Source organism: Hydrogenoanaerobacterium saccharovorans (assembly GCF_016901815.1).
GTDB classification, from domain to species: Bacteria; Bacillota; Clostridia; order Oscillospirales; family Ruminococcaceae; genus Avimicrobium; species Avimicrobium caecorum.
Genome location: NZ_JACSNR010000011.1, coordinates 25,723 through 44,167 on the forward strand (window position 1 = coordinate 25,723; position 18,445 = coordinate 44,167).

An 18,445-nucleotide genomic window follows, 5' to 3' on the forward strand; every position below is an offset into this window, starting at 1 on the left:
TTTCCCCTCTACTTCATGATTCCGATGGACGGACGCTTCATATCGTCCTCGCAGGCGTACCGCACCGCATCGATATGATGGTTGTCCTTATCCGGGTACCCGGCTTTGAAAATGCCCTCCCGGTCCCGCTCCAGCTCATAGCCGGAGAACTCCCGGGCGGTTTCCGGACACCGGGCCGGGTCAATGATGATCTCCTCCAGATCCTGCAGCCACTTGATGCCATACTCCACACTGTCCGGCCCTTTCCGGGCTCCTACCACCCGCAGGCCATAACCTCTGACCTCGTCAATGCTCTTGGGCTCGGCGCTATCACAGGTGATCCGGGAATTGCCGGCCTCCGGCTTGATGAGACCGGCTGCTGCCCGGTTGGACAGTCTGACCTTGTGGATCTCCCGGAAGAGATACAGCCGGCGGCGGGTCTTGTCGTAGTGGCACACATTGTAGGCAAACGGGTCCGCCGCATAGCCCCAGTCAATGCCCCGGCGCAGGTTGTCAAAGCGGCTGATCTCCTCATCGGTGATCCTCCGCAGAGTGACATTGTCAAACACTTCGCCGCCGGTGCCGGTGACTTCACCCAGGTATTCATGGCGGTAGGCCTCCGGCTTCACGGCCTTGAGGTGCTCCGCCTCCACGATGAACTGCTCTCCCAGCCATTCCGGCGGAACAGTCAGATAGGTGGAGTGATGCACCAGGGTGTCCTCCCGCTCGATGGCAGCATACTGATTGACCCAGTTCCGGGCCGCCTTGGGCGGGTTAAAGGAGTAGAATGCAAAAAAATCAGCGCCGCCACGCAGCACTGACTGATTGATGGAGCGGATCTTCTCCGCCCCCTCGAACTCATTGACTTCCTCATACCAGAGGTATTTCGCCCAGCCCACCGCAAATTTGATGGACTTGACCTTGGTGGGATCGTCGGCGCCCCGGAAGATGATCCGCTGGCCGGTGGGCAGGTAGGTCCAGGACATGGGGGAAACGCTGGATTTCCAGAGCTCCGCCACACCCAGGGCGTTGATAGCCCAGCCGATCTGCTCAAACACCGATTCCCGCAGGGTCACACCGTACCGCCGCAGGACGATGGCATTGGTGTACTGGCCCTTCCCGGCGTCCCGCATCATGCCAAGCGGAATCTCCACCGAGATGAAGGAGGACTTGGTCGATCCTCGACCGCCCTTGAGCCAGTAGTGGGTGTGCCGGTGCTGCTTAATATCCCGATGGACACCGGCAAAAGTGGGAGCGATGATCTTTGACAGCTTAACCGTCACCATCGCCCTCCTCTATATCATCTACGATTTGAACCGGCAGGCCACCGGTGAGCTTCACATTCTCGGTCAGCAGACCATAGCGCTTGGCCAGCAGTTCTGCCGCTTTGACCTGTTCCCGGCCGCCGATATGCTTGGTGATAATCTCGGTGCCGATTGGGGTCCCAACTGCTACTTCCTCGGTGGCTTCGCCTCGGATCACACTGGTGAGATACCGGAGCACCTCCTCGGCGTCGGCGATCTTCTCCTGCTGCAGGTCGGCCATCAGCTCGTCTATACGCGCGCGGATGCGTACATTTGCATACAGCCTTGCACCTGTGCTGTTGGCCTGCTTGGGCGAATACCCCGCACGGATGGCCGCCTGTGCAGCGTTTCCGTCCCTGATATATTCCAGACAGAAAAGCTCCTGTCTTGCGCTCAGTTTTGCCACACAGACCGCCTCCTTTCCCGATTCCCGGCACTATGGCATAAGAAAAGCCACCTGGCTCTCCTTCCAGGTGGCTTATTCTCGGTTCGGCGGCTTTCCGCCTTTGCCCGATGATTTAAGTGTATCATGCAAAAAGACTGACTTTCAATGACATTAGCTGACATTGACTGACAAAGACTGACAAACTTTCAGAGAAAATCTTGTATACCAAAAACTCGGAGAGTGAACCACAGAAAAAATGAAGTTTTCAGCCCACTTTTTTTAAGCTGTCAAGTGCCAGATTGTGCAGCCGGTAGGTAGCTCTCAGGCACTTGTCGTCATTATCACCGTAGATCTGGAGGGCCACTTCGCCCCAGGGCATGGGTTTCCAGCAGGCTCCGTCGATGTACCGCAGCCGAAGCACTTCCCGCTCCATTGGGTCCTGGATCTGGCTGATGGCTTCCTCGATCTTCTCCATCTCTCGGAGGTTTGCTTCGATCAGGGGACGGATTCGCTCCTCATACTCCATGCGGCGAAGCACCGCACCGGTCAATCTATCCCCGGCGCCTGCGTGCTGAGAGCCGTCTCCCTCCCGCATTTCCGGAAACTGCTCTCCACTCTTCATACGGGCCAGGCGTTCCAACTGATTCTCGTTCTCCATGCGAAGGGAGCGGTAACGCATCAGGCGCTCCTTTGTCATGGGCTGTGCAATTGATTCTTCCACTGTACTCTCCCTCCGTCATGTCATAAATCACTGCAGGATCTGTTTCCTTTCTACTCCAAAAAGAGAGGCTCTCCCCGGGCGGTCAGGCGGCACCGGTAAGGCGCTGCCGATTCCTCTGTGATGTACTTGACCCCGAAGTGCTGCTGCATATTCTCCCAGATGCTCCAGGGCAGTTTATATACCTGCCCGCTCGCAAATCCACAAAGGACAAATGCCATGCCTCCCAGTTTGGCGCACCGGGTCAGGCGCTCTGCCTGATCTTCCGTGACCCGGTCCTGGGTGATCCGATCGGTGGCTGTGGACTTTGCTTCAAACATAACCGCCTGACCGCCAGCAAGGGTCCCTTTGTAGTCCGGCTGGGCCTGCTTTTCAAAGATCGCCACAAAGCGCCCTCCCTCCAACCTTTTGATGGGGCGCATGGGCTCCGGCGTCTTTTCGATGTCCGCCATACCCTTTTCCCGGTAGAGATCGCAGGCACCGGCGATGGCCTGCTCAAACTGAGCGCCCTGGGCTCGGCTCACCGCTCCCTGGTAGCTGCGCCGGAGCTGGGCTTCCCGTTTCTCACCCGCTATACGGGTCTGGTATTTCTCAAATTCCTCCTCGGTAAAGGTCAGCACTGGTTCTCCTCCTTCTTTCATTCGATATAATTGACCATTTTCGTGGCCTCACGAAAATGATTGCGACTTCTGTTTGTTATTGCCCACCTATTCATTTCTCTCTTATGACAGCTCCTTCTTCTTTCGTTTGAAAGATTTGCAACAATCCCCCTCACCAGTATATTTGCGCATTCCATTTTCATGGTCTGACCATTTGCGGCAAATGCACATATAATCGCCAAGTCTCTCAAATCCTTGTGAATCATCTTCGTCCCAGTACACGCACTCCTTGCACTTCCCAATCGGCGGCATTGGTCGGGCGCTCTGTGCTGCTTCTCCGGCACAGGCCGCATAGCCCGCTAAGTCCACAAAATTATCCGGCTTATCGTTCACGGCTGCCCGGGCGATTTTAAGCAGTGCCATCAGGATCGCCACATCTTGTTCCCGGATTCCTACATTTGCCCCAGATGATACGCAGACCGCCCTGATGTAGGGCTCCCACAGCTGGGCTATGAGATCAAAGCTGTCCTCCGGCTCACCATACTCTTCATCTCTGTCACCAGCAACACACTTCCCGGCAGCTTCCAGGATCTCTGCCCGGGTTCTGATAGCAGGAGCGCTCAGCTGTTCCACTGCCTCCCGCAGAATCCGGCAGCCCTTTGTGGTGCAGTTGTGCTCATACCCACAGCCCAGGCAGGCCAGGCTCCCGGTCTGCACCTTCAGGCGATCCAGGGCCTGGATCAGCTCCTCATTCGCCATCTCGCTCCACCTCCCAGACATGGGGACAGTCTTTGCAGTCCTTGATAGTGGTTTCGTTCAGGTTGTCAAACGGGCAGGTCTCGCCCATTTCCACTTTCCCCTCGGTCAGTCCGCATTCGTACTTTGTCATAGCTATCCCCTTTCTCGGTTGGTGAAACCGGGCAATCATAATTCTGGTAAGTGCTTTTACCTCATTCCGGCTGAATCCCATCCCCATCAGGAGCTTTTCAAAACGCTTGCGCTTCACCCCTCATCACCTCCAGATTCCTGTGACTTCGACCAAGGCAGTTTTCAGGCCCGGAAGCGGCACACCATCTTTTTCGCCAAAGGCGTCATACGGGGCGATCACTGCCGCAATATACATACCCTCTTTGACTGCCAGCACCGGCTTTCCTTCCATCTCCCGGACAAAATAGTCCTTGCTCTCCAGCGGTGCCAGATAGTCCGTATCAATGGGCAGGATATCCTCTGCCCCATATACCCGGTAGAGCCGGATCTCTCTGCCACCAATAATCAGGCCCAGAGTTGCCCGGGTGGCTTCCATATCCTTGCGCTGTTTGGGAAAGTCCCGCATCCAGTCTGCCTCCTCCCGGCTCTCGTCCTGGAGAAAATAGCTGTCCAGCTGGTCGCCCTTGATGCCGGCGAACCGTGCCAGCATATTGGCGGTGAGCCCCATATTGTCCACCCGATAGGCTGCGGGTCCCAGGATCACCCACTGGTCGGTCACCTCTCCGCCATCATTCACAACATTCGTCACATGGAAACTCCCGGCGGACTTGCACATACCCGCTATCTTTTTCAGATTCATATTTTCTCCTCCTGGGCCAGTCCCATCATTCTTGCATGCGATACCAGCTCTTCCAGCACGGCCCTGGCCGCTTCTTCGGTATCTGCTTTCTGGGCACGACCCGCAAGATTATGCATTACCATCTGCATTCCAAGAAGGGCTGCATGCTCCTCTGCGGCGTTGGCTGCCGCCTGAAACGCATAGAAGAGTTCCTCGGCGTTATGGTACTCTCGGCTATACCGGGAAATCCCGGTTTCCTGGTAGTTCTGGTAGGCTTTATCTGCCTTGACTGCGTACTTTTTAGCCAGGACTTCCAGTTCTGCTTTGCTCATCATAGGTTTATTCCTCCTGTCCCTGGGCTTCCATCCACTCGTCCCATTCGGTCAGATCCGGCGGCGTAGGCATCGGCTGCCAGCACAGGATCTTCTTGACCCGAGTTCCATAAACCTTCCACCAGCCGTCACGTTCCCGGGTGCCGGCTTCACTGACCAGTTTCCCGTCCCTGATCCGGCACAGGATCACCGGCTCATAAAGCGGCGGTTCTTTCGGCGTCACAGGACGCCAGTTGTCTGTCCTCATCTTTGTTTCCCTCCTATCCATTGAACTGCACATACCGAGCGCTGGCATAAAACCCATGACGGCTCCAATACAAGCGGCTCATGGGGTGTTCCGGCGCCTCGGTTGTAATAATCCCGCTATCCTCCAGCAGCTCCTTCCGGTGCTTCTGATATGCTGCCTCCAGCTTTTTGGGGTTATCATAGAGCTCCAGGAATTGATAGGTTATAGCATCTTTCCAGAAGAGCATATTTCCCTTGTAGATCCCGATCTGCCCCCACATCGGCGGGTCGTTCCCGTCATAGGGACGGTACAGGACCGTGAGGCGGCGCTCCAGTCCGCTGGGGATCACCGTCTGATACTGCGGCAGCAGCTCCACTGCCCGGCGGCGCAGTTCATCGACTGATGCTGCTCCTTCCTCATAGGAGTAGCAAATCCCTCTGCTTGTCCGGTAAAACGGGTGGTTCGGCAGACTCTCCACCTTGGTGACCATGGCCTCCTCGCATTCAGCCAGCACCAACCGCCCAACGGTGTCTCCCACCATGCGGAGATCCGGGAACTTCATAGGCGACTCCTGTGCCGGCGCAAACAAAGACAGCTGCTCCCACATGGGTTCTGCGCATCTTTTCACCGCGTTTCACTCCTTCCGCTTTATCCTCATTGGGGTTGGGTTCGGCCCTGTTTTGGGGCCAGGAAAGCCCGGGCACTGATCTGCGGGCCAGGGACGCAGCTCGTCCCGGTCAATGGGATAGTGGCAGGCGCTGATTCCACCACCCAATCCGCTGAGAGGCCTCCAATGCCGACATGTTTCCTTATGTCTGCAAAGAGTACCGGGCTGACCAGTCTGCTGGAGCTTGTCTTCAGTGGTGATGATATCCTGGGTATACTTTCGGACCATATAAACAGTTACGCCCGCCACTGCTGCTGCCTCTCTGATCAAAAGCCCGGATCTGCGCAGTTCCCGGATCTCCTCAATTTTCTCTGCTGGAAGGTCATTACTCTGATGATTTCCTTTTTTCCTTCTGGGAAGGTCCTTTGTGCATCGCTGGATCGCCTGATATGATGCACCGGTCTCCAGCCGGATCTGCATATATGGTTTCCCTTCTTCATAGAGCCGCCGGATGGTTTCAACTCGCTCGGCAGACAGCCTGGGCGCAGCTCTCCGAACATTCTCCATTTCATTGGTCAATTTCACCACTGTGTTGTAGGCCACTCCTGCCTGCTTCTGGATTTCCTTGATAGGCATTCCGCTGGCACGAAGTTCCCGGACCTGCTGTACCAGCTCCGGCGTGATTTTGGTGCGCTTTCCCATCTCATTCACACCTCCGGGAGAGGCTGCCACTTTGTAATGCGGTACGCCTCCCGCTCCTCATACCGCCCACTCAGTTCGTACCATTCTTCGTACCATTCCTGGGCCTCTCTTTGGTACCAAAGTGTCGTTGCCTGGGCCGCCCCTTCAATCTGCACAATGTACTCGCCATCTTCTTCTGGCTTCTCCTGGGGCCAGATCCGCCAGGTGCTCTGGCGTTCCTCTTCAAACCGGCGGCTGGTGCTCTCCCTGAGCGCCTTTTCCCGGACCAGCCGGTCGATGATCCGACCGATTTCCTTTTCAGGCAGACCCACAGCCTCTGCCCAATGCATCAGGCGCCAGTATGTCTGCTTGGTCACAATGGCATGAAGATGCCGCAGATTCTTCTTGATCATGGCTTTTATCCTTTCCGGGTGCGGCTGCCCGCTACCCTGTCATATTCCTCTTTGTTTACCACCATCACGGTGGCAGGGTCTATCCCGATGTGGGCAAAACACCCCCGGAAGAAATTCCACTGGCTGGGCCGGATCAGCCGGCTGCAGTCCTCTTTATCGTCCATCAGATGGACCTTTACGGCGGTTTCCGCACCGCCGATGGTTGCGATCCCGTAAAGCATTCCGCTCCCTCCTCTTCTGCTCTGCGCACACCGGGCAGAGGTACTCCCCCACCGGCGCCCACAGGCTCACATTCCATTCACGCCCGCACCGGGAACATACCTCATAGCGGGCGCCGTACCGATGGGCGGTCATACCTGCTCCCCGGCTGCGATCTTATCCCAGATCTCCTGGATTTTCTTCTTGACTTCCTCCGGGGCTTCCGGCGCTGACTGCCAGCAATGTACTGTGGGATTTTCCCACTCAGGCCACTCGTCAACTACCCATCCGGCAGAATCTTCTCCATAGTAGCTGGCGGTCTGATAGCTTCCCGTGAGAGTGGTTCCGTCTGCGGGCGATCCGCTTACAATGGCAATCACTGTTTCCCCGTCCGGCGGGAGCTCTCCCTTCTCCGGGCGGAACCAGCCGTCCCCGGCTTCCTGGCTCTCGAGCTTTTCCCAGCAGCAGGCAGCGGCGATCCGGTACATTCCCGCTATCTTCTCGCAAAAGTCCGCATCGGCCTTGGTATCTGCTTCCCTTGCCTCCTGCTCGTACTCATGGGCGGCCTTCTCCATCTCAAGAATTACTTCTTTCAGTTCATTGATTGTGGTCATTGGTATATCCTCCATTCTATGGTCAAACTGTGATGCCTTTGGGTCTGGCCTGGATCGTGATCCTGGCTTTCGTGATCTCAACGCTCAGCACTCTGGCTTCCAACACTCCCAGTGCTCCGTGAGAGCTGAGCCAGCTGGGACTTTCCGCCCGGCATACGATGTCCGGGCCGTACCGGACCACTGTGTCGATTTTTTCTTCCGCCGGGAGAATGACATTCAGCCAATCCTCTACGGTCAATCGTTTGGCCATGGCTTGTCCCTCCCATATTCCTTCTTGTATTTCCGGGTGAGGGTGTCCTCCCCGGTCATGGCGCTGATGCACCGGCAGCAAAGCCCCAGCAACTGCTCCGCCGGGAGAGCACCCAGCCCTTTGTAAATCTCGGACTGCATCTCCCCGGCCTGGCGGATCGCCTCCTGGATCTGCTTATGGGCTTTCAGGTGCGCTGCCTCCTGCTCACGGTAGAGCCGGTGCGCCTGGTAGAGCTTCCGGCGTTCTACTTCGGCTTCCTCTTTCTCCAGCTTCCCGGCGTGAAAGCGGTCATACACCTCCCGCAGGCAGTGATAGACATACCGGTCGCCGAGATTGGCAATGTCCGGCAGCTTGTCCACGCTCTGGGCCAGCCGGTCTATTTCCTGAAACTTCATTCCGCCCGCTACTCCTTTCTGCGCTCGGTGACGATCTGCAGTAGTTCGTAATACTGGTACGGCGTGCCGAATAACTCATGGACGCCGTTCTGGACTTCTCCCAGCATCATGTATCCCTTGGGGACTTTCAGGTCTTTCCTCCAGCGGCTCCGCCCAGTCTCCTCGATGGTGACCTTTGGTTTCCTCAGATTCTTTGATGGATTCCACCGCCGCCCGCTGACCAGCTTCTGGCGGAAGGTCCGCCGGGTCTCTTTGATTAGGTACGCCGCCAGAGGCTTGAAGTTCCCCTCGGCATAGAGATAGCCCGGGCGGATATTCCCGTGGGGCCAGATGTCTTGCAGCAGTCCAGGGTCGATCCGTGGCAGAATGATGTGGAAGTGTGGCGCTGTGCTCTCGTATTCGCACACCCAGATGTATCGCAGCTCCCTCCCCTGCTTTTTGTAAACTGCCCGGCATTTCCGGAGAAAGGCCTGCATATCCTTTTTGAGAAGGGACTTGTCCGCTGGGCGGTTCTCCTTCCGGTAAGTGAGAACCAGATGCAGGTCCCCCGGCTGGAAGTTCTCCAGCAAAGTCAGCCACAGTTTGAACTCACTCCGGCGTTCATTGGCTTCTGCCACCCTCTCCGGGGTTGGCTTTTCCCTCTGTCCCCGTCCGGCCCTTACTCCATACCGGGGACTGTAATATCGCTCCACCACCGTCACCGGTCCTGCCCGGTAGGTGGCCTTTATGTATCCCGCCATTTTTCAACCTCTCAGCTATTACAGTGTCGAAAAGATAATTGCTTTACCAAGTCTGCAAAGGCGCATGGCGCCTTGCTTTTTTCGCGGTTTGGCGGTATAATAAAAGCGGTAATTTGCACACAATCAAATACCGCTTTTGAGAAGGCAGAGCTCGTCACAGCTCTGCTTTTTTCTTTTGCTCATACCGCTCCACCCGCCGGAGCATCTCCGTCTGCAGGATCTCAGTGAAAAGGATCACTGCTTCCCGGGGTGTCTCAATGCTGTCTATGTATACCTGTCCTCGCTTGAGGATCACATAGCGATCCCCGGTGTCTGCCAGGGTGATGCCCCGGCACTCGTAGAGAATCCGCATGACTATCCCCTCCGTTTCCGCCTGCCCTGCCGCCCGGGTGTCCGGGTCACATGGCAGTTGCGCTTGTCCACCGGCAGGGTGGCGATCACGCCCCGGATGCTGTCGCTGATCCGGGCTTTCTGCTCCCGAGTATAGGCCTGTTCAGCGTGGTATTCCGCCAGCCGGCGGGGATAGTCCGGGCAGCTCCCATGGCAGCCGGGGCGGCGCCGGGGGCAGTCCTTCGGGCAAATCTGAATCACAGCTTGTCCCTCCTGTATGTAAGGCCGCCCAGCTCGGCACAGACCCCAAAGGCCAGCACCGACAGGAACATTCCTGCCACCAGGCCGGGCGAGAGCTTGTCCACCCGCTCAGCGATGCCGGCGAATCCGAACATCGCAACCAGGCTGGCCAGTGTAAGCCACCGGGCGATTTTTTGTCCTGTGTGTTTCATCGTCCTTTTCCTCCCGCTATGCCGGGTTTTGGAGGGCATCCAGCTCGGCTTCCCGTCCGGCGACCCATTCCTTTGCCAGCACCTCGTGAACGCTTGCCAGCATGATCCCGGCATCTGCCGGCAGGATCGGCCCAATGTACCGCTCCCCGTTTTTATAGATGAAATAAATGCCGTTCTGCTCCACCAGCTGAACATCGGCGGTGTAGGTGTGCATCTCGTGCTTCTTGTTCTTTGCCATTACTGCTTCCCCTCCCCATACTTGCGGCGGATAAATACATCGTAGATCGCCCGGCGGTCGGGCGGCAGGTTCATGATCGCCCGGACACAGATGTGATACAACTCCTTCTTGCGCCGGGCATTCTCGGCCGGATCATCCGGCACCTGGCTTCGGTCAATGACCGCTGTCCCCCAGCGGGTTGTGATGATCTCTTCCTGCATTTTTTATCACCTCACTGCATTGTATCGGAATAACGGCTTGTCCTATGACTGGAATTGCTGCCCAGGCATCTGCCCCCGTCCCGTAAATGAAAACCAGAACTATGAAAAGAGGTACAATGAGTAAAAAATATCGGGGGCAGGTGCCCCGGGCAGTAACTGCTTACACCCGCTATGAGATGAGACTTATTCGGTCTTTTCCCGGATCAACTCATCCAAAGCGGCGCGAACTTTCTCTTCGGCACCTTTCGGCTCCCGATGTCCGTTCATGATAGCGCTGAGATACTTGGGGTGGATACCAATTTTCTCGGCAAGCTCCTGAGCGGAGATATCATTCAAATGCATTTCGCCCAAAACTTCTCCTGTCCATTGTGCAGGCATACGAAGATTACTCCTTTCACCATGTATTTGTTGACTTATGTAATCAATAGGGATATTATTAAATTGTCAGTAAAATAAAACCTGAAATGATTACGATTTTCAACCTGAATCAATATTAGCATACATTCGTAATCATTTCAATACATTTTGGTTACTATCGTAATCTTTGTGAATATGTGCTAAAATTGAGGATGGTTTTTGTGTTCTATGATCGATTTGAAGAATTGTGTAAGCAAAAAGGCGTGAAGCCAGGCCGGGCCTGTATTGAAATGGGAGTCAGTCGTTCTCTCGCAGCCAAATGGAAGACCACCAAGACCGACCGGCCCAGCGCCGAGGTTCTGGAAAAGATGTCAAAATACTTCGGCATCAGTATCGATGAAATACTGGGAAAGCAAAAAGAGTCCTCCCCGAAGGACGGACTCTCTGAAAGGGATAAGCGCGATATTGCACGGGATCTGGAGGCATTGATGGCCGATCTGGAGAACAGCGGTGATTTGATGTTTGATGGTGACCCAGCCTCCCCAGAAGCGGTGGACAGCATCCGTAATGCTATGGCTATGGCTTTGGAATATGCTAAGAAAATCAACAAGGAAAAGTACACCCCGAAAAAGTATAAGAAGTAGGAGACGGTGCGCATGACCATACTGCAGCGGGCTCAGCGGATCGCTGAAAAATACGGCACCACTGACCCGCAGGAAATCCTTACTGCTATGCGAATCAAAATCTTTGACGTACCCATGCATGGAGTGCGTGGTATGTATAAGCAACTGAAACGGAATACTTTCGTCTTTGTGGACAGCGGTCTGAATGACTACGAGCGGCGCTTTGTACTTGGACATGAGCTGGGACATCATCTTTTCCACCGGGGACAAAACCGGGTGTTCATGGATCGGTGCACTTTACAAGTGACCAGCCGACCCGAGATAGAAGCGGACACCTTCTCAGTATGTCTGATGGCTCCTGATCCAGCGGAAGTGCTCTTTGATGGTGAAAGTACAGACCAGCTCGCTGCCCGGCTTGGGGTCAGTACCCGTCTGGCAGAGTTATATCAGTCAGAAGTTTTGCGATCTTATAGGTACTAAATGGAGGAATGATATCTTATGGGTTTGAGAGATATATTCAGAATTGGAGAATTTAAGCAGCAGATCCAGGATCTTACCAATCAGCTTGCCGAACAAAAAGCTCATTTTGATGAGATTGGATTTACAGAATATGAGCAAGTACAGGAAGCCTTGAAACAGGCAAACGAGGAGGTTCTGTCCTGCAATACAACCCTTGCAGCTCTGCGAGAAGAAATTCAGAATCTGGAGAAGCAGGTAGCCCAGAAAGAGGCCAACCTTCGCACCGTTACAAACAAAATCGCCAAAAACAAATCCCTGTATGAGGCGACAAAGTATGCCATAGACAACTTCTTCAATGATCCTACAGCATTTGATAACTGTAAGATTTCCCCTCAGATGGAAGAGGAACTGGAGCTTGTTCCAACAGTCACCTTGCACCTGAACTACATGAATGTGGCAGATTTGCGGAAGGCATTCCGGGCAAACGACAAGCAGATTGAATCACTCATGTCCCAGTATGCGGCAAGATACACGACCAAAGCCAACAGGTCAATCTATCAGCTCATGGTTATTGCCCTTCGTGCAGAGCTTCAGAACATTTTGTCTGAACTGAAATATGAGAAGCTGGATTCAAGCATCGAAAAGCTCAAACTCGTTACTTCCAAGTACCTGTCCATTGCCGGCAGCGGAAACCAAAATATTGCCGGAACGCTTACCAAGTTCATCGGTGAAATCGAGTATTTGTTTATCAACGCCATTAAGATTGAGTACAACTACTATGTGAAAAAAGAACAGGCCAGACAGGAACAGCTGGCGATCCGTGAACAAATGCGCCAGGAAGCTGAAGAGCGTAAGGCTCTCGAACTTGAACGAAAGAAAGTTGAAAAAGAGGAAGAAAAGTACAAGGGCGAACTGGACAAGGTACAGACACAGCTGTCCAATGCTCAGGACGAAACGGAAATTGAAAAGCTCAATGCCCGCATTCTGGAACTGCAGGAACAGCTTGCCAATGTCGTTGTGAAGAAAGATGAAATCATCAATCTCCAGAACGGAAAAGCCGGTACAGTTTACATTATCAGCAACCTGGGCAGCTTTGGTGAAAATATATTCAAAATCGGTATGACCCGCAGACTTGTCCCGCAGGACCGTGTCAATGAGCTGGGAAATGCCAGCGTGCCTTTCAAGTTCGATGTGCATAGCTTCATCTTCTCCGAAGATGCAGTTTCTTTGGAAGGGCGGATTCACTCTCTCTTGGATGCGAAGCGTGTAAACAAGGTAAACCGTCGCAAAGAGTTCTTCAATGTCTCTCTTGACGAACTGGAGCAAATTGTTCTGGATATTGAACCTACTGCTGAGTTTGTTCGCACAATGGCCGCCGAAGAGTATTATCAGTCGCTTTCGTCTGACCAGGTGTATACCGATGAGGAATCCACTGATTTTACTGATGATAATGACGAGGATTCCATTGAAGTATAAAAATCACTGACAAATAAAAAAGCCGCCTGTCTGCTGCAACAGACAAGCGGCCTTTTAAAAACCAGACTATTTAAATTACTCTTGCGCCAAACACTGCAACAGCTGGTCCAATTGATTGAGATCCAGGCGGTAATGCTTTTCTCTGCCGACCTGTTCCCGAATCAAAAGCTTTCCATCCTGCAGTTCGCTCAGCCGATTTAGCTGTTTCATCAGAGTAGATACAGAATACTCACAGGCTTCCGCCAGCTCCTGCCGATTGATGCCATCTTCGGAAAACAGACTGACCTGAATTAAAATGAACAGGCAGTCCCTCAGGTTTTCGTCCCAATCGGCAAAGGACTCCTGCGCCTCCTGAAGTCTTTTATGATAGTGGTTCATTCGGGCAGCGCGGCGTTCCAGCGCCTCATAAAGGCCCTGCATAGCCTGCGTGATGATATTGGTAAACATCAGCAGAAAAGGCGTAACATCTCCCCTGCTGCGGGGGTTATTGCAAATCCGAAAGGCCTCTTCATAGATCTTTCGGTTTTGAAAAATAGGGTAGGAAATGCGATATGCCACAATTGGATGAAACTCCCGAGCCAAAAGATAGCTGCTGATGAAACGGCTCATCCGGCCATTCCCGTCGTAAAATGGGTGAATGTACCCAAACAGATAGTGAAACAGCCCGATGGCCAGCACCGGGTTGAGCTGGGGGTCTTTCAGCACAGCCAATGCTTCCCGCATTGCCTGGATGATCTGCTCCTCTGGATAAAGCCCCCTATGGATTTCCCGGTCAAAACTGTCTGTAACGCTGACACTCTCCTTTCGAAACAAAGTGCCATCCGGCAGGTTTTCCGGTTCGATCTCACTTTTTCCCTCCAGCAGCAGTTCATCATATAAATGCCGGATATCTTCAGGGGTTTCCAGCGGTATTTCTTTTCGGGTCATCAGCATACGGTATTTACTTACAATACCGTCAAACCGCTTTTGCGCTCTCTGTTTCTGCCGCAGATTCTCAAGCGATTCCCTTACTTCCCGCCTGCTGCTTGATACCCCTTCAAACTGGTTGGTGATCACAATTTCCCCAATCAAACTGTGCAGTGTGAAGTTTTGGATCGCCATTTTCGGCAAGCCAAAGTACAGCAGATGGATTTTCTGATCCAGCCGATGCAGTTCAATGATCGACTGGTACAATTCCGGAAGCTGCAGGAAAAAGACTGGATACTCCCCGATCTGAAACGGAATGTGGTAGGAGGAAAAGGGATTTTCTCTGCGTCTGCGCCATTCTTCCTCATATTCGTCTGGGGACTGATAGTATACCTTTGTCAATGGAATATAACTCATAGGATCAACCTCAGCTTCTATCATGTAAAATTCAGAATTTTTAACTCTTCTTTTTATTATAGTATCATTAAGTGTGTAAAAATACAACATTTTGCACATCAATGAAAATTCAGTTTTGATTTATACGCAAAAAAGCAATATATTACACTTCTTTTTACAGAAAGGAGCTTATCCATGCCCTACTGTATGTATCTGCGCAAGTCCCGGAAGGACAGCGAAAACCCCAGTTTCACCGATGAGGAGATCCTCTCCCGGCACCAGCAGCTCCTGGAGGAGACTGCCGAGCGGCAGGGGCTTCGGGTAACTGCCATCTATCGGGAGATCGTCTCCGGCGACAGCATTGCCGGGCGCCCGGTGATGCAGCGCCTGCTCCGGGAAGTGAGCGCCGGACAATGGGACGGCGTCCTGGTGGTGGAGATCGAGCGTCTGGCCCGCGGCGACACCGAGGATCAGGGTGCGGTCGCCAAGGCATTCCAGTACAGCGGCACCAAGATTGTCACTCCCTTGAAAACTTATGACCCGGGCGATGAATTCGATGAGGAGTACTTTGAGTTCGGGCTGTATATGTCCCGCCGGGAGCTCAAGACCATCAACCGCCGTCTGGTTCGAGGGCGTCAGGCCTCGGCCAAACAGGGAAAGTATGTGGGCAGTGTGGCTCCCTTCGGCTATGAAAAGGCGCCTCTCACCGGACAGAAGGGCTTCACCCTGATCCCCAGCCCGGATGCCGCCGTGGTGCAGCTCATCTTCCGGCTGTTTCTCAGCTCGGCGAAAATGGGTACCGGTGACACCGCCACCCAGCTCAACCAGATGGGCTACCGCACCCGGCAGGGACATTACTGGTCCGGCTCCACCGTCTGCAAGGTGCTCACCAACCCGGTCTACATGGGCAAGATCAAGATGGGATACCGCCCCAAGATCAAAACCTATGAGGACGGCGTCCAGAAGGTGCTGCGCCCGGTGCGGAAGTTCGGGGAATACACCCTGATCGACGGCCTGCATGAGCCGCTGGTGAGCGAGGAGGTCTGGCAGAAGGCGGCGGACAAACTCCATGCCTCCACCCTATCCCGGACCGTGTCCAGCCGGACTCCCCAGAACCCCTTTTCCGGGCTGCTCAAGTGCGCTGTGTGCGGATACGGCATGAAGCGTCAGCAGAACAGCCGGGGCGGGATTGTCTACTGCACAACGCCGAACTGCTCCTGCAAGGCCAGCGATGTGACCGAAGTGGAAGCGCTGCTGATGCAGGCACTGCGGGAGATCGTGGACAGCTTTGAGGAGGAATACCCCCAGCTTGAAACGCTGGCTGATGAGGCCGCAGCGCACCGCAAGAAGCTGGAACACACCCGGCAGGAAATCAGCCGGCTGGAAAAGCAGCTGGGAAACCTCTTTGACCTGTTGGAACAGGGAATCTACGACCGGGAGACCTTCGTCAGTCGGCGGCAGCGCCTGGAAGAGCAGCTGGACGATCTGCGCCAGGGCGAACAGGCAACCCAGGAGGAACTCACCGCCGCCGAGCAGAACCAGCGGCGCATGGCAGAGATGATCCCCAGGATCCAGGAGGTCATTGACGGGTATGGGCTGCTCCAGTCAGTGGTGGAAAAGAACCTGATGCTCAAATCCATCCTCAGCCGCATCGACTATGACAAGACCGAGCGAAATGTCCCTCCCCGCCTCCATCTGACCCTGCGGTTTGACGGGTGATTTTTTATGGGGTCAGTTTCATAGATAATCGGACTTATGAATGGGGATATCGGTACGGTGAGCCTCAGGCGGTGGCTCCCTACAACCAGGTGCGCCGGGTGCTCCAGTATGCCGTGACCGAGATCCCCGCCGGCAAGATCCTCATGGGCATTCCCAACTACGGCTATGACTGGGTTATCGGCTCCTACTCTCCCGCCACCGTGGTTTCCAATGTGGGCGCCATCAACATCGCTGTGCAGAACAACGCCCAGATCTTCTTTGATGAAACTTCCAAAACCCCCTACTTCAACTACCGGGATGACTCCGGACGCCGGCATGAGGTCTGGTTCGAGGACGCCCGCAGCATTCAGGCCAAGATGGATCTGGTGCGGGAATTTGAACTGGCAGGGGTCAGCTTCTGGCACATCGGCACCTACTTCGCCCAGGCCTGGGAAGTGCTCACTGCCAACTTCCTGGTCAACAAGATCCGCTCGCCCCGCTAATCACTCCAGACGGCAGCGGTCCATCCTGACCCGGTAGCGCTCCAGCAGTGCTGCCGGAAGGTCGTCCAATCCGTGCAGGGATACTCCGCTCAGCAGGCAGCGTCCATACACTTTTCGGCTGCCGATCAGACGATTGGGCCGCTGTCCACGCTGATCCCGGAGCATCACCAGCAATATCCCGCTCTCAAAGGGCGCTGTGATCTCCGCCGGGCCGCCCAGAATCCGTTCCAGCTGTGCCGGGTCGGATGGGATCTCCTCCACCCGGGCATCCTGCCCCGGTTCCAGCATCAGTACCCGCATGTTCCTGTCCCCTCTCTGCCGTCCGGCAGTCTTTGGGGATAGTCTGTTCCAAATCCCTGTGCCTATACCGTTTGAGAAAAAAATCCCCGGCTCCGCATCGGAAACCGGGGATTTTTATTTTATCCCAGCACCGGATCTTTCTTCCGGAGCTTATTATAGAACAGAAGGGCCGCACCCGCTGCTATGGATTCAGCCAGAATAAAGCTGGCCCAGATTCCGGTCAGGCCGAACGGGCCGCTGAGGATGGCAGCTGCCGGGAGGGTGATCACCAGCTGGCGCAGCAGAAAGACGATGAGCGAATAGCCGCCCTGTCCCATGGCCTGGAACATGGTAGGCAGGATAAAGCCGATGGCTGCGGGCAGGAAGGATACCGAGATGATCCGCAGAGCCGGAACGCCGATGGCGAGCATCTCCTCCGAGGCGTCAAACAGGCCGAGCAGCCACTCGGGCGCTGCCATGAACAGCACACAGCCCACTGCCATGATCACAAAGCAGACCCGCAGGCTGATGCTCAGAGTATGCTGCAGGCGCTTGCCGTTGCCGGCGCCATAGCTGAAGCCCATGATGGGCATGGCGCCCTGGGTCAGGCCGCTGGCGGGCATGAATACGAAGGTCTGGAGCTTATAATAGATGCCGAACAGCGACACCGCTGTGTTGGAGAAGCCGATGAGGATGGTATTGAGCCCCATTACCAGCACGCTGCCCAGAGCATTCATGCAGGAATTGGGAATGCCGATGGAGGCAATATCCCGGATCATCTTCCATCTGAAATGGAAGTTCCGAAGATCCAGCCGCACCGCAAACTTGCCCAGCAGGAACACCAGCAGAGAAGCCAGCATGGCGGTGTGCTGTCCGATCACAGTCGCCACGGCTGCGCCCTTGACTCCCATGGCAGGGAAGCCGAACAGGCCGAAGATCATAATGGGATCGAGAATGATGTTGGTGATGGCTCCCAGTGCCTGGAGCAGCATGGGGAAGATCATCGAACCGGTGGACTGGAACACCTTCTCAATGCAGATGTGGATAAAGGAACCGGCACAGAAGATCAGGCAGATATTGGTGTAGGTGATGGCATCTGCCAGGATTGCCGGATCATCGCTGAACAGCCGGAAGAAGGGTTCCAGCAGGAACTGTCCCGCGATGATGAACAGAACTGCCACAAAAGCTGCCATAAGAAGCCCATGGGCTACCGCGCTGTCTGCGCCCTCCTGGTCCTCCCGGCCCAGGCTGCGGGAGATATAGGAATTGACTCCCACACCAATACCCACTGAACAGGCCACAATCAGGGTCTGTACCGGGAAGGCCAGAGAAACTGCAGTCAGGGCATCTTCTCCGATTTTTGCCACGAACATACTGTCCACAATGTTGTAAAGGGACTGAATCAGCATGGAGATCATTGGCGGGATCGCCATGGACATGAGCAGCGGGAATACCGGCCGCACTGCCATTTTGTTTTCTTCACGAAGGGAAACGCTCATTGATAACTCCTTTGGCCCGAAAAAAAGCCCACTCCCCTGTTT

31 protein-coding genes are annotated in these 18,445 nt (G+C 54.7%); 5 read left to right on the top strand and 26 right to left on the bottom strand.

Translation table 11 applies throughout. The annotated features are described in order from the left end of the window. Positions 1 to 8: 8 nt before the first annotated feature. The 23 genes from H9X81_RS10700 to H9X81_RS10810 all read right to left on the bottom strand — a co-directional run bounded on the left by H9X81_RS10700 (position 9) and on the right by H9X81_RS10810 (position 10,585). Positions 9 to 1,265, bottom strand: coding sequence for a PBSX family phage terminase large subunit (locus H9X81_RS10700; RefSeq protein ID WP_204721906.1), 1,257 nt, complete (start codon positions 1,263 to 1,265; stop codon positions 9 to 11). Beyond that, a complete protein-coding gene (locus tag H9X81_RS10705; protein ID WP_345941545.1) occupies positions 1,252 to 1,689 on the bottom strand; it encodes a terminase small subunit in 438 nt (145 codons plus the stop codon). Before H9X81_RS10705 ends, H9X81_RS10700 begins: the two co-directional genes overlap by 14 nt. Before the next feature lie 244 nt (positions 1,690 to 1,933). Then, positions 1,934 to 2,389, bottom strand: coding sequence for a hypothetical protein (locus H9X81_RS10710; protein ID WP_204721908.1), 456 nt, complete (start codon positions 2,387 to 2,389; stop codon positions 1,934 to 1,936). A gap of 50 nt (positions 2,390 to 2,439) precedes the next feature. Next, positions 2,440 to 3,006, bottom strand: a complete 567-nt coding sequence (locus H9X81_RS10715; RefSeq protein ID WP_204721910.1) for a Holliday junction resolvase RecU — start codon at positions 3,004 to 3,006, stop codon at positions 2,440 to 2,442. 102 nt (positions 3,007 to 3,108) lie between these two features. Further along, complete coding sequence (locus H9X81_RS10720; protein WP_204721912.1) at positions 3,109 to 3,744, bottom strand: DUF6378 domain-containing protein; 636 nt, start codon at positions 3,742 to 3,744, stop codon at positions 3,109 to 3,111. Next, positions 3,734 to 3,874, bottom strand: a complete 141-nt coding sequence (locus H9X81_RS10725) for a hypothetical protein (RefSeq protein WP_204721915.1) — start codon at positions 3,872 to 3,874, stop codon at positions 3,734 to 3,736. The genes H9X81_RS10720 and H9X81_RS10725 overlap by 11 nt, the downstream gene beginning before the upstream one ends. 123 nt (positions 3,875 to 3,997) lie before the next feature. Continuing rightward, positions 3,998 to 4,552, bottom strand: coding sequence for a hypothetical protein (locus tag H9X81_RS10730; protein ID WP_204721917.1), 555 nt, complete (start codon positions 4,550 to 4,552; stop codon positions 3,998 to 4,000). Beyond that, a complete protein-coding gene (locus tag H9X81_RS10735; protein WP_204721919.1) occupies positions 4,549 to 4,866 on the bottom strand; it encodes a hypothetical protein in 318 nt (105 codons plus the stop codon). The genes H9X81_RS10730 and H9X81_RS10735 overlap by 4 nt, the downstream gene beginning before the upstream one ends. A gap of 4 nt (positions 4,867 to 4,870) precedes the next feature. Further along, entirely contained in the window at positions 4,871 to 5,110 is a 240-nt protein-coding gene (locus tag H9X81_RS10740) for a hypothetical protein (protein ID WP_204721921.1), read from the bottom strand. Positions 5,111 to 5,123: 13 nt separating this feature from the next. Then, the gene (locus H9X81_RS10745; protein ID WP_204721923.1) at positions 5,124 to 5,717 is read right to left on the bottom strand and encodes a hypothetical protein; all 594 of its coding nucleotides are present in this window, start codon (positions 5,715 to 5,717) and stop codon (positions 5,124 to 5,126) included. 6 nt (positions 5,718 to 5,723) lie between these two features. Beyond that, complete coding sequence (locus tag H9X81_RS10750; protein WP_204721925.1) at positions 5,724 to 6,332, bottom strand: hypothetical protein; 609 nt, start codon at positions 6,330 to 6,332, stop codon at positions 5,724 to 5,726. A 71-nt stretch (positions 6,333 to 6,403) separates the two neighbouring features. Beyond that, complete coding sequence (locus H9X81_RS10755) at positions 6,404 to 6,790, bottom strand: hypothetical protein (protein WP_204721928.1); 387 nt, start codon at positions 6,788 to 6,790, stop codon at positions 6,404 to 6,406. Between the two features lie 5 nt (positions 6,791 to 6,795). Further along, a complete protein-coding gene (locus tag H9X81_RS10760; RefSeq protein ID WP_204721930.1) occupies positions 6,796 to 7,011 on the bottom strand; it encodes a hypothetical protein in 216 nt (71 codons plus the stop codon). A gap of 129 nt (positions 7,012 to 7,140) precedes the next feature. Beyond that, complete coding sequence (locus tag H9X81_RS10765; protein ID WP_204721932.1) at positions 7,141 to 7,602, bottom strand: hypothetical protein; 462 nt, start codon at positions 7,600 to 7,602, stop codon at positions 7,141 to 7,143. Between the two features lie 22 nt (positions 7,603 to 7,624). Then, complete coding sequence (locus tag H9X81_RS10770) at positions 7,625 to 7,852, bottom strand: hypothetical protein (RefSeq protein WP_204721934.1); 228 nt, start codon at positions 7,850 to 7,852, stop codon at positions 7,625 to 7,627. After that, a complete protein-coding gene (locus H9X81_RS10775; RefSeq protein ID WP_204721936.1) occupies positions 7,837 to 8,247 on the bottom strand; it encodes a hypothetical protein in 411 nt (136 codons plus the stop codon). Before H9X81_RS10775 ends, H9X81_RS10770 begins: the two co-directional genes overlap by 16 nt. A gap of 8 nt (positions 8,248 to 8,255) precedes the next feature. Next, on the bottom strand, positions 8,256 to 8,987 hold the full coding sequence (locus H9X81_RS10780; protein ID WP_204721938.1) for a rolling circle replication-associated protein: 732 nt from the start codon (positions 8,985 to 8,987) through the stop codon (positions 8,256 to 8,258). A gap of 154 nt (positions 8,988 to 9,141) precedes the next feature. Beyond that, positions 9,142 to 9,339, bottom strand: coding sequence for a hypothetical protein (locus H9X81_RS10785; RefSeq protein ID WP_204721940.1), 198 nt, complete (start codon positions 9,337 to 9,339; stop codon positions 9,142 to 9,144). Between the two features lie 2 nt (positions 9,340 to 9,341). Further along, positions 9,342 to 9,578 carry a hypothetical protein gene (locus H9X81_RS10790; protein WP_204721942.1) on the bottom strand — a complete coding sequence of 79 codons (237 nt, stop codon included), beginning with the start codon at positions 9,576 to 9,578 and terminating at the stop codon, positions 9,342 to 9,344. Continuing rightward, complete coding sequence (locus H9X81_RS10795; protein WP_204721944.1) at positions 9,575 to 9,769, bottom strand: hypothetical protein; 195 nt, start codon at positions 9,767 to 9,769, stop codon at positions 9,575 to 9,577. The genes H9X81_RS10790 and H9X81_RS10795 overlap by 4 nt, the downstream gene beginning before the upstream one ends. A 16-nt stretch (positions 9,770 to 9,785) precedes the next feature. Further along, a complete protein-coding gene (locus tag H9X81_RS10800) occupies positions 9,786 to 10,007 on the bottom strand; it encodes a hypothetical protein (protein ID WP_204721946.1) in 222 nt (73 codons plus the stop codon). Next, positions 10,007 to 10,207 (bottom strand): hypothetical protein, encoded by a 201-nt coding sequence (locus H9X81_RS10805; RefSeq protein ID WP_204721948.1) that lies wholly within the window; start codon positions 10,205 to 10,207, stop codon positions 10,007 to 10,009. Before H9X81_RS10805 ends, H9X81_RS10800 begins: the two co-directional genes overlap by 1 nt. Positions 10,208 to 10,390: 183 nt before the next feature. Next, positions 10,391 to 10,585 carry a helix-turn-helix domain-containing protein gene (locus tag H9X81_RS10810; protein WP_204721950.1) on the bottom strand — a complete coding sequence of 65 codons (195 nt, stop codon included), beginning with the start codon at positions 10,583 to 10,585 and terminating at the stop codon, positions 10,391 to 10,393. A gap of 200 nt (positions 10,586 to 10,785) precedes the next feature. Here H9X81_RS10810 and H9X81_RS10815 point away from each other — a divergent pair, with 200 nt between their 5' ends. The 3 genes from H9X81_RS10815 to H9X81_RS10825 are packed head-to-tail and all read left to right on the top strand — an operon-like array spanning position 10,786 to position 13,122. Next, the gene (locus tag H9X81_RS10815) at positions 10,786 to 11,208 is read left to right on the top strand and encodes a helix-turn-helix domain-containing protein (RefSeq protein ID WP_204721952.1); all 423 of its coding nucleotides are present in this window, start codon (positions 10,786 to 10,788) and stop codon (positions 11,206 to 11,208) included. A gap of 12 nt (positions 11,209 to 11,220) precedes the next feature. After that, positions 11,221 to 11,667, top strand: coding sequence for an ImmA/IrrE family metallo-endopeptidase (locus tag H9X81_RS10820; protein ID WP_204721954.1), 447 nt, complete (start codon positions 11,221 to 11,223; stop codon positions 11,665 to 11,667). Between the two features lie 18 nt (positions 11,668 to 11,685). Continuing rightward, the gene (locus tag H9X81_RS10825; RefSeq protein WP_204721956.1) at positions 11,686 to 13,122 is read left to right on the top strand and encodes a GIY-YIG nuclease family protein; all 1,437 of its coding nucleotides are present in this window, start codon (positions 11,686 to 11,688) and stop codon (positions 13,120 to 13,122) included. A 75-nt stretch (positions 13,123 to 13,197) separates the two neighbouring features. Here H9X81_RS10825 and H9X81_RS10830 read toward each other — a convergent pair whose 3' ends face one another. Next, a complete protein-coding gene (locus tag H9X81_RS10830) occupies positions 13,198 to 14,469 on the bottom strand; it encodes a Fic family protein (protein ID WP_204721958.1) in 1,272 nt (423 codons plus the stop codon). Positions 14,470 to 14,619: 150 nt separating this feature from the next. Between H9X81_RS10830 and H9X81_RS10835 the strand changes: the two genes are divergently transcribed. Both H9X81_RS10835 and H9X81_RS10840 read left to right on the top strand, forming a co-directional pair. Continuing rightward, the gene (locus H9X81_RS10835) at positions 14,620 to 16,143 is read left to right on the top strand and encodes a recombinase family protein (RefSeq protein ID WP_204721960.1); all 1,524 of its coding nucleotides are present in this window, start codon (positions 14,620 to 14,622) and stop codon (positions 16,141 to 16,143) included. A gap of 71 nt (positions 16,144 to 16,214) precedes the next feature. Next, on the top strand, positions 16,215 to 16,625 hold the full coding sequence (locus H9X81_RS10840) for a glycosyl hydrolase family 18 protein (RefSeq protein WP_345941546.1): 411 nt from the start codon (positions 16,215 to 16,217) through the stop codon (positions 16,623 to 16,625). Here the strand turns inward: H9X81_RS10840 and H9X81_RS10845 are convergent, their stop codons facing one another. Together H9X81_RS10845 and H9X81_RS10850 are read right to left on the bottom strand one after the other, a co-directional pair. Continuing rightward, entirely contained in the window at positions 16,626 to 16,925 is a 300-nt protein-coding gene (locus tag H9X81_RS10845) for a DUF3846 domain-containing protein (protein ID WP_204721964.1), read from the bottom strand. Between the two features lie 119 nt (positions 16,926 to 17,044). Further along, on the bottom strand, positions 17,045 to 18,403 hold the full coding sequence (locus H9X81_RS10850; RefSeq protein WP_204721966.1) for an MATE family efflux transporter: 1,359 nt from the start codon (positions 18,401 to 18,403) through the stop codon (positions 17,045 to 17,047). Between the last annotated feature and the right edge of the window lie 42 nt (positions 18,404 to 18,445).

Coding starts and splice junctions, on each gene's coding strand:
- H9X81_RS10700 (WP_204721906.1), bottom strand. CDS start 1,265: ATGGTGACGGTTAAGCTGTCAAAGATCATCGCTCCCACTTTTGCCGGT.
- H9X81_RS10720 (WP_204721912.1), bottom strand. CDS start 3,744: ATGGCGAATGAGGAGCTGATCCAGGCCCTGGATCGCCTGAAGGTGCAG.
- H9X81_RS10725 (WP_204721915.1), bottom strand. CDS start 3,874: ATGACAAAGTACGAATGCGGACTGACCGAGGGGAAAGTGGAAATGGGC.
- H9X81_RS10730 (WP_204721917.1), bottom strand. CDS start 4,552: ATGAATCTGAAAAAGATAGCGGGTATGTGCAAGTCCGCCGGGAGTTTC.
- H9X81_RS10735 (WP_204721919.1), bottom strand. CDS start 4,866: ATGATGAGCAAAGCAGAACTGGAAGTCCTGGCTAAAAAGTACGCAGTC.
- H9X81_RS10740 (WP_204721921.1), bottom strand. CDS start 5,110: ATGAGGACAGACAACTGGCGTCCTGTGACGCCGAAAGAACCGCCGCTT.
- H9X81_RS10750 (WP_204721925.1), bottom strand. CDS start 6,332: ATGCCTATCAAGGAAATCCAGAAGCAGGCAGGAGTGGCCTACAACACA.
- H9X81_RS10755 (WP_204721928.1), bottom strand. CDS start 6,790: ATGATCAAGAAGAATCTGCGGCATCTTCATGCCATTGTGACCAAGCAG.
- H9X81_RS10760 (WP_204721930.1), bottom strand. CDS start 7,011: ATGCTTTACGGGATCGCAACCATCGGCGGTGCGGAAACCGCCGTAAAG.
- H9X81_RS10765 (WP_204721932.1), bottom strand. CDS start 7,602: ATGACCACAATCAATGAACTGAAAGAAGTAATTCTTGAGATGGAGAAG.
- H9X81_RS10770 (WP_204721934.1), bottom strand. CDS start 7,852: ATGGCCAAACGATTGACCGTAGAGGATTGGCTGAATGTCATTCTCCCG.
- H9X81_RS10775 (WP_204721936.1), bottom strand. CDS start 8,247: ATGAAGTTTCAGGAAATAGACCGGCTGGCCCAGAGCGTGGACAAGCTG.
- H9X81_RS10780 (WP_204721938.1), bottom strand. CDS start 8,987: ATGGCGGGATACATAAAGGCCACCTACCGGGCAGGACCGGTGACGGTG.
- H9X81_RS10785 (WP_204721940.1), bottom strand. CDS start 9,339: ATGCGGATTCTCTACGAGTGCCGGGGCATCACCCTGGCAGACACCGGG.
- H9X81_RS10795 (WP_204721944.1), bottom strand. CDS start 9,769: ATGAAACACACAGGACAAAAAATCGCCCGGTGGCTTACACTGGCCAGC.
- H9X81_RS10800 (WP_204721946.1), bottom strand. CDS start 10,007: ATGGCAAAGAACAAGAAGCACGAGATGCACACCTACACCGCCGATGTT.
- H9X81_RS10805 (WP_204721948.1), bottom strand. CDS start 10,207: ATGCAGGAAGAGATCATCACAACCCGCTGGGGGACAGCGGTCATTGAC.
- H9X81_RS10810 (WP_204721950.1), bottom strand. CDS start 10,585: ATGCCTGCACAATGGACAGGAGAAGTTTTGGGCGAAATGCATTTGAAT.
- H9X81_RS10820 (WP_204721954.1), top strand. CDS start 11,221: ATGACCATACTGCAGCGGGCTCAGCGGATCGCTGAAAAATACGGCACC.
- H9X81_RS10825 (WP_204721956.1), top strand. CDS start 11,686: ATGGGTTTGAGAGATATATTCAGAATTGGAGAATTTAAGCAGCAGATC.
- H9X81_RS10830 (WP_204721958.1), bottom strand. CDS start 14,469: ATGATAGAAGCTGAGGTTGATCCTATGAGTTATATTCCATTGACAAAG.
- H9X81_RS10835 (WP_204721960.1), top strand. CDS start 14,620: ATGCCCTACTGTATGTATCTGCGCAAGTCCCGGAAGGACAGCGAAAAC.
- H9X81_RS10845 (WP_204721964.1), bottom strand. CDS start 16,925: ATGCGGGTACTGATGCTGGAACCGGGGCAGGATGCCCGGGTGGAGGAG.
- H9X81_RS10850 (WP_204721966.1), bottom strand. CDS start 18,403: ATGAGCGTTTCCCTTCGTGAAGAAAACAAAATGGCAGTGCGGCCGGTA.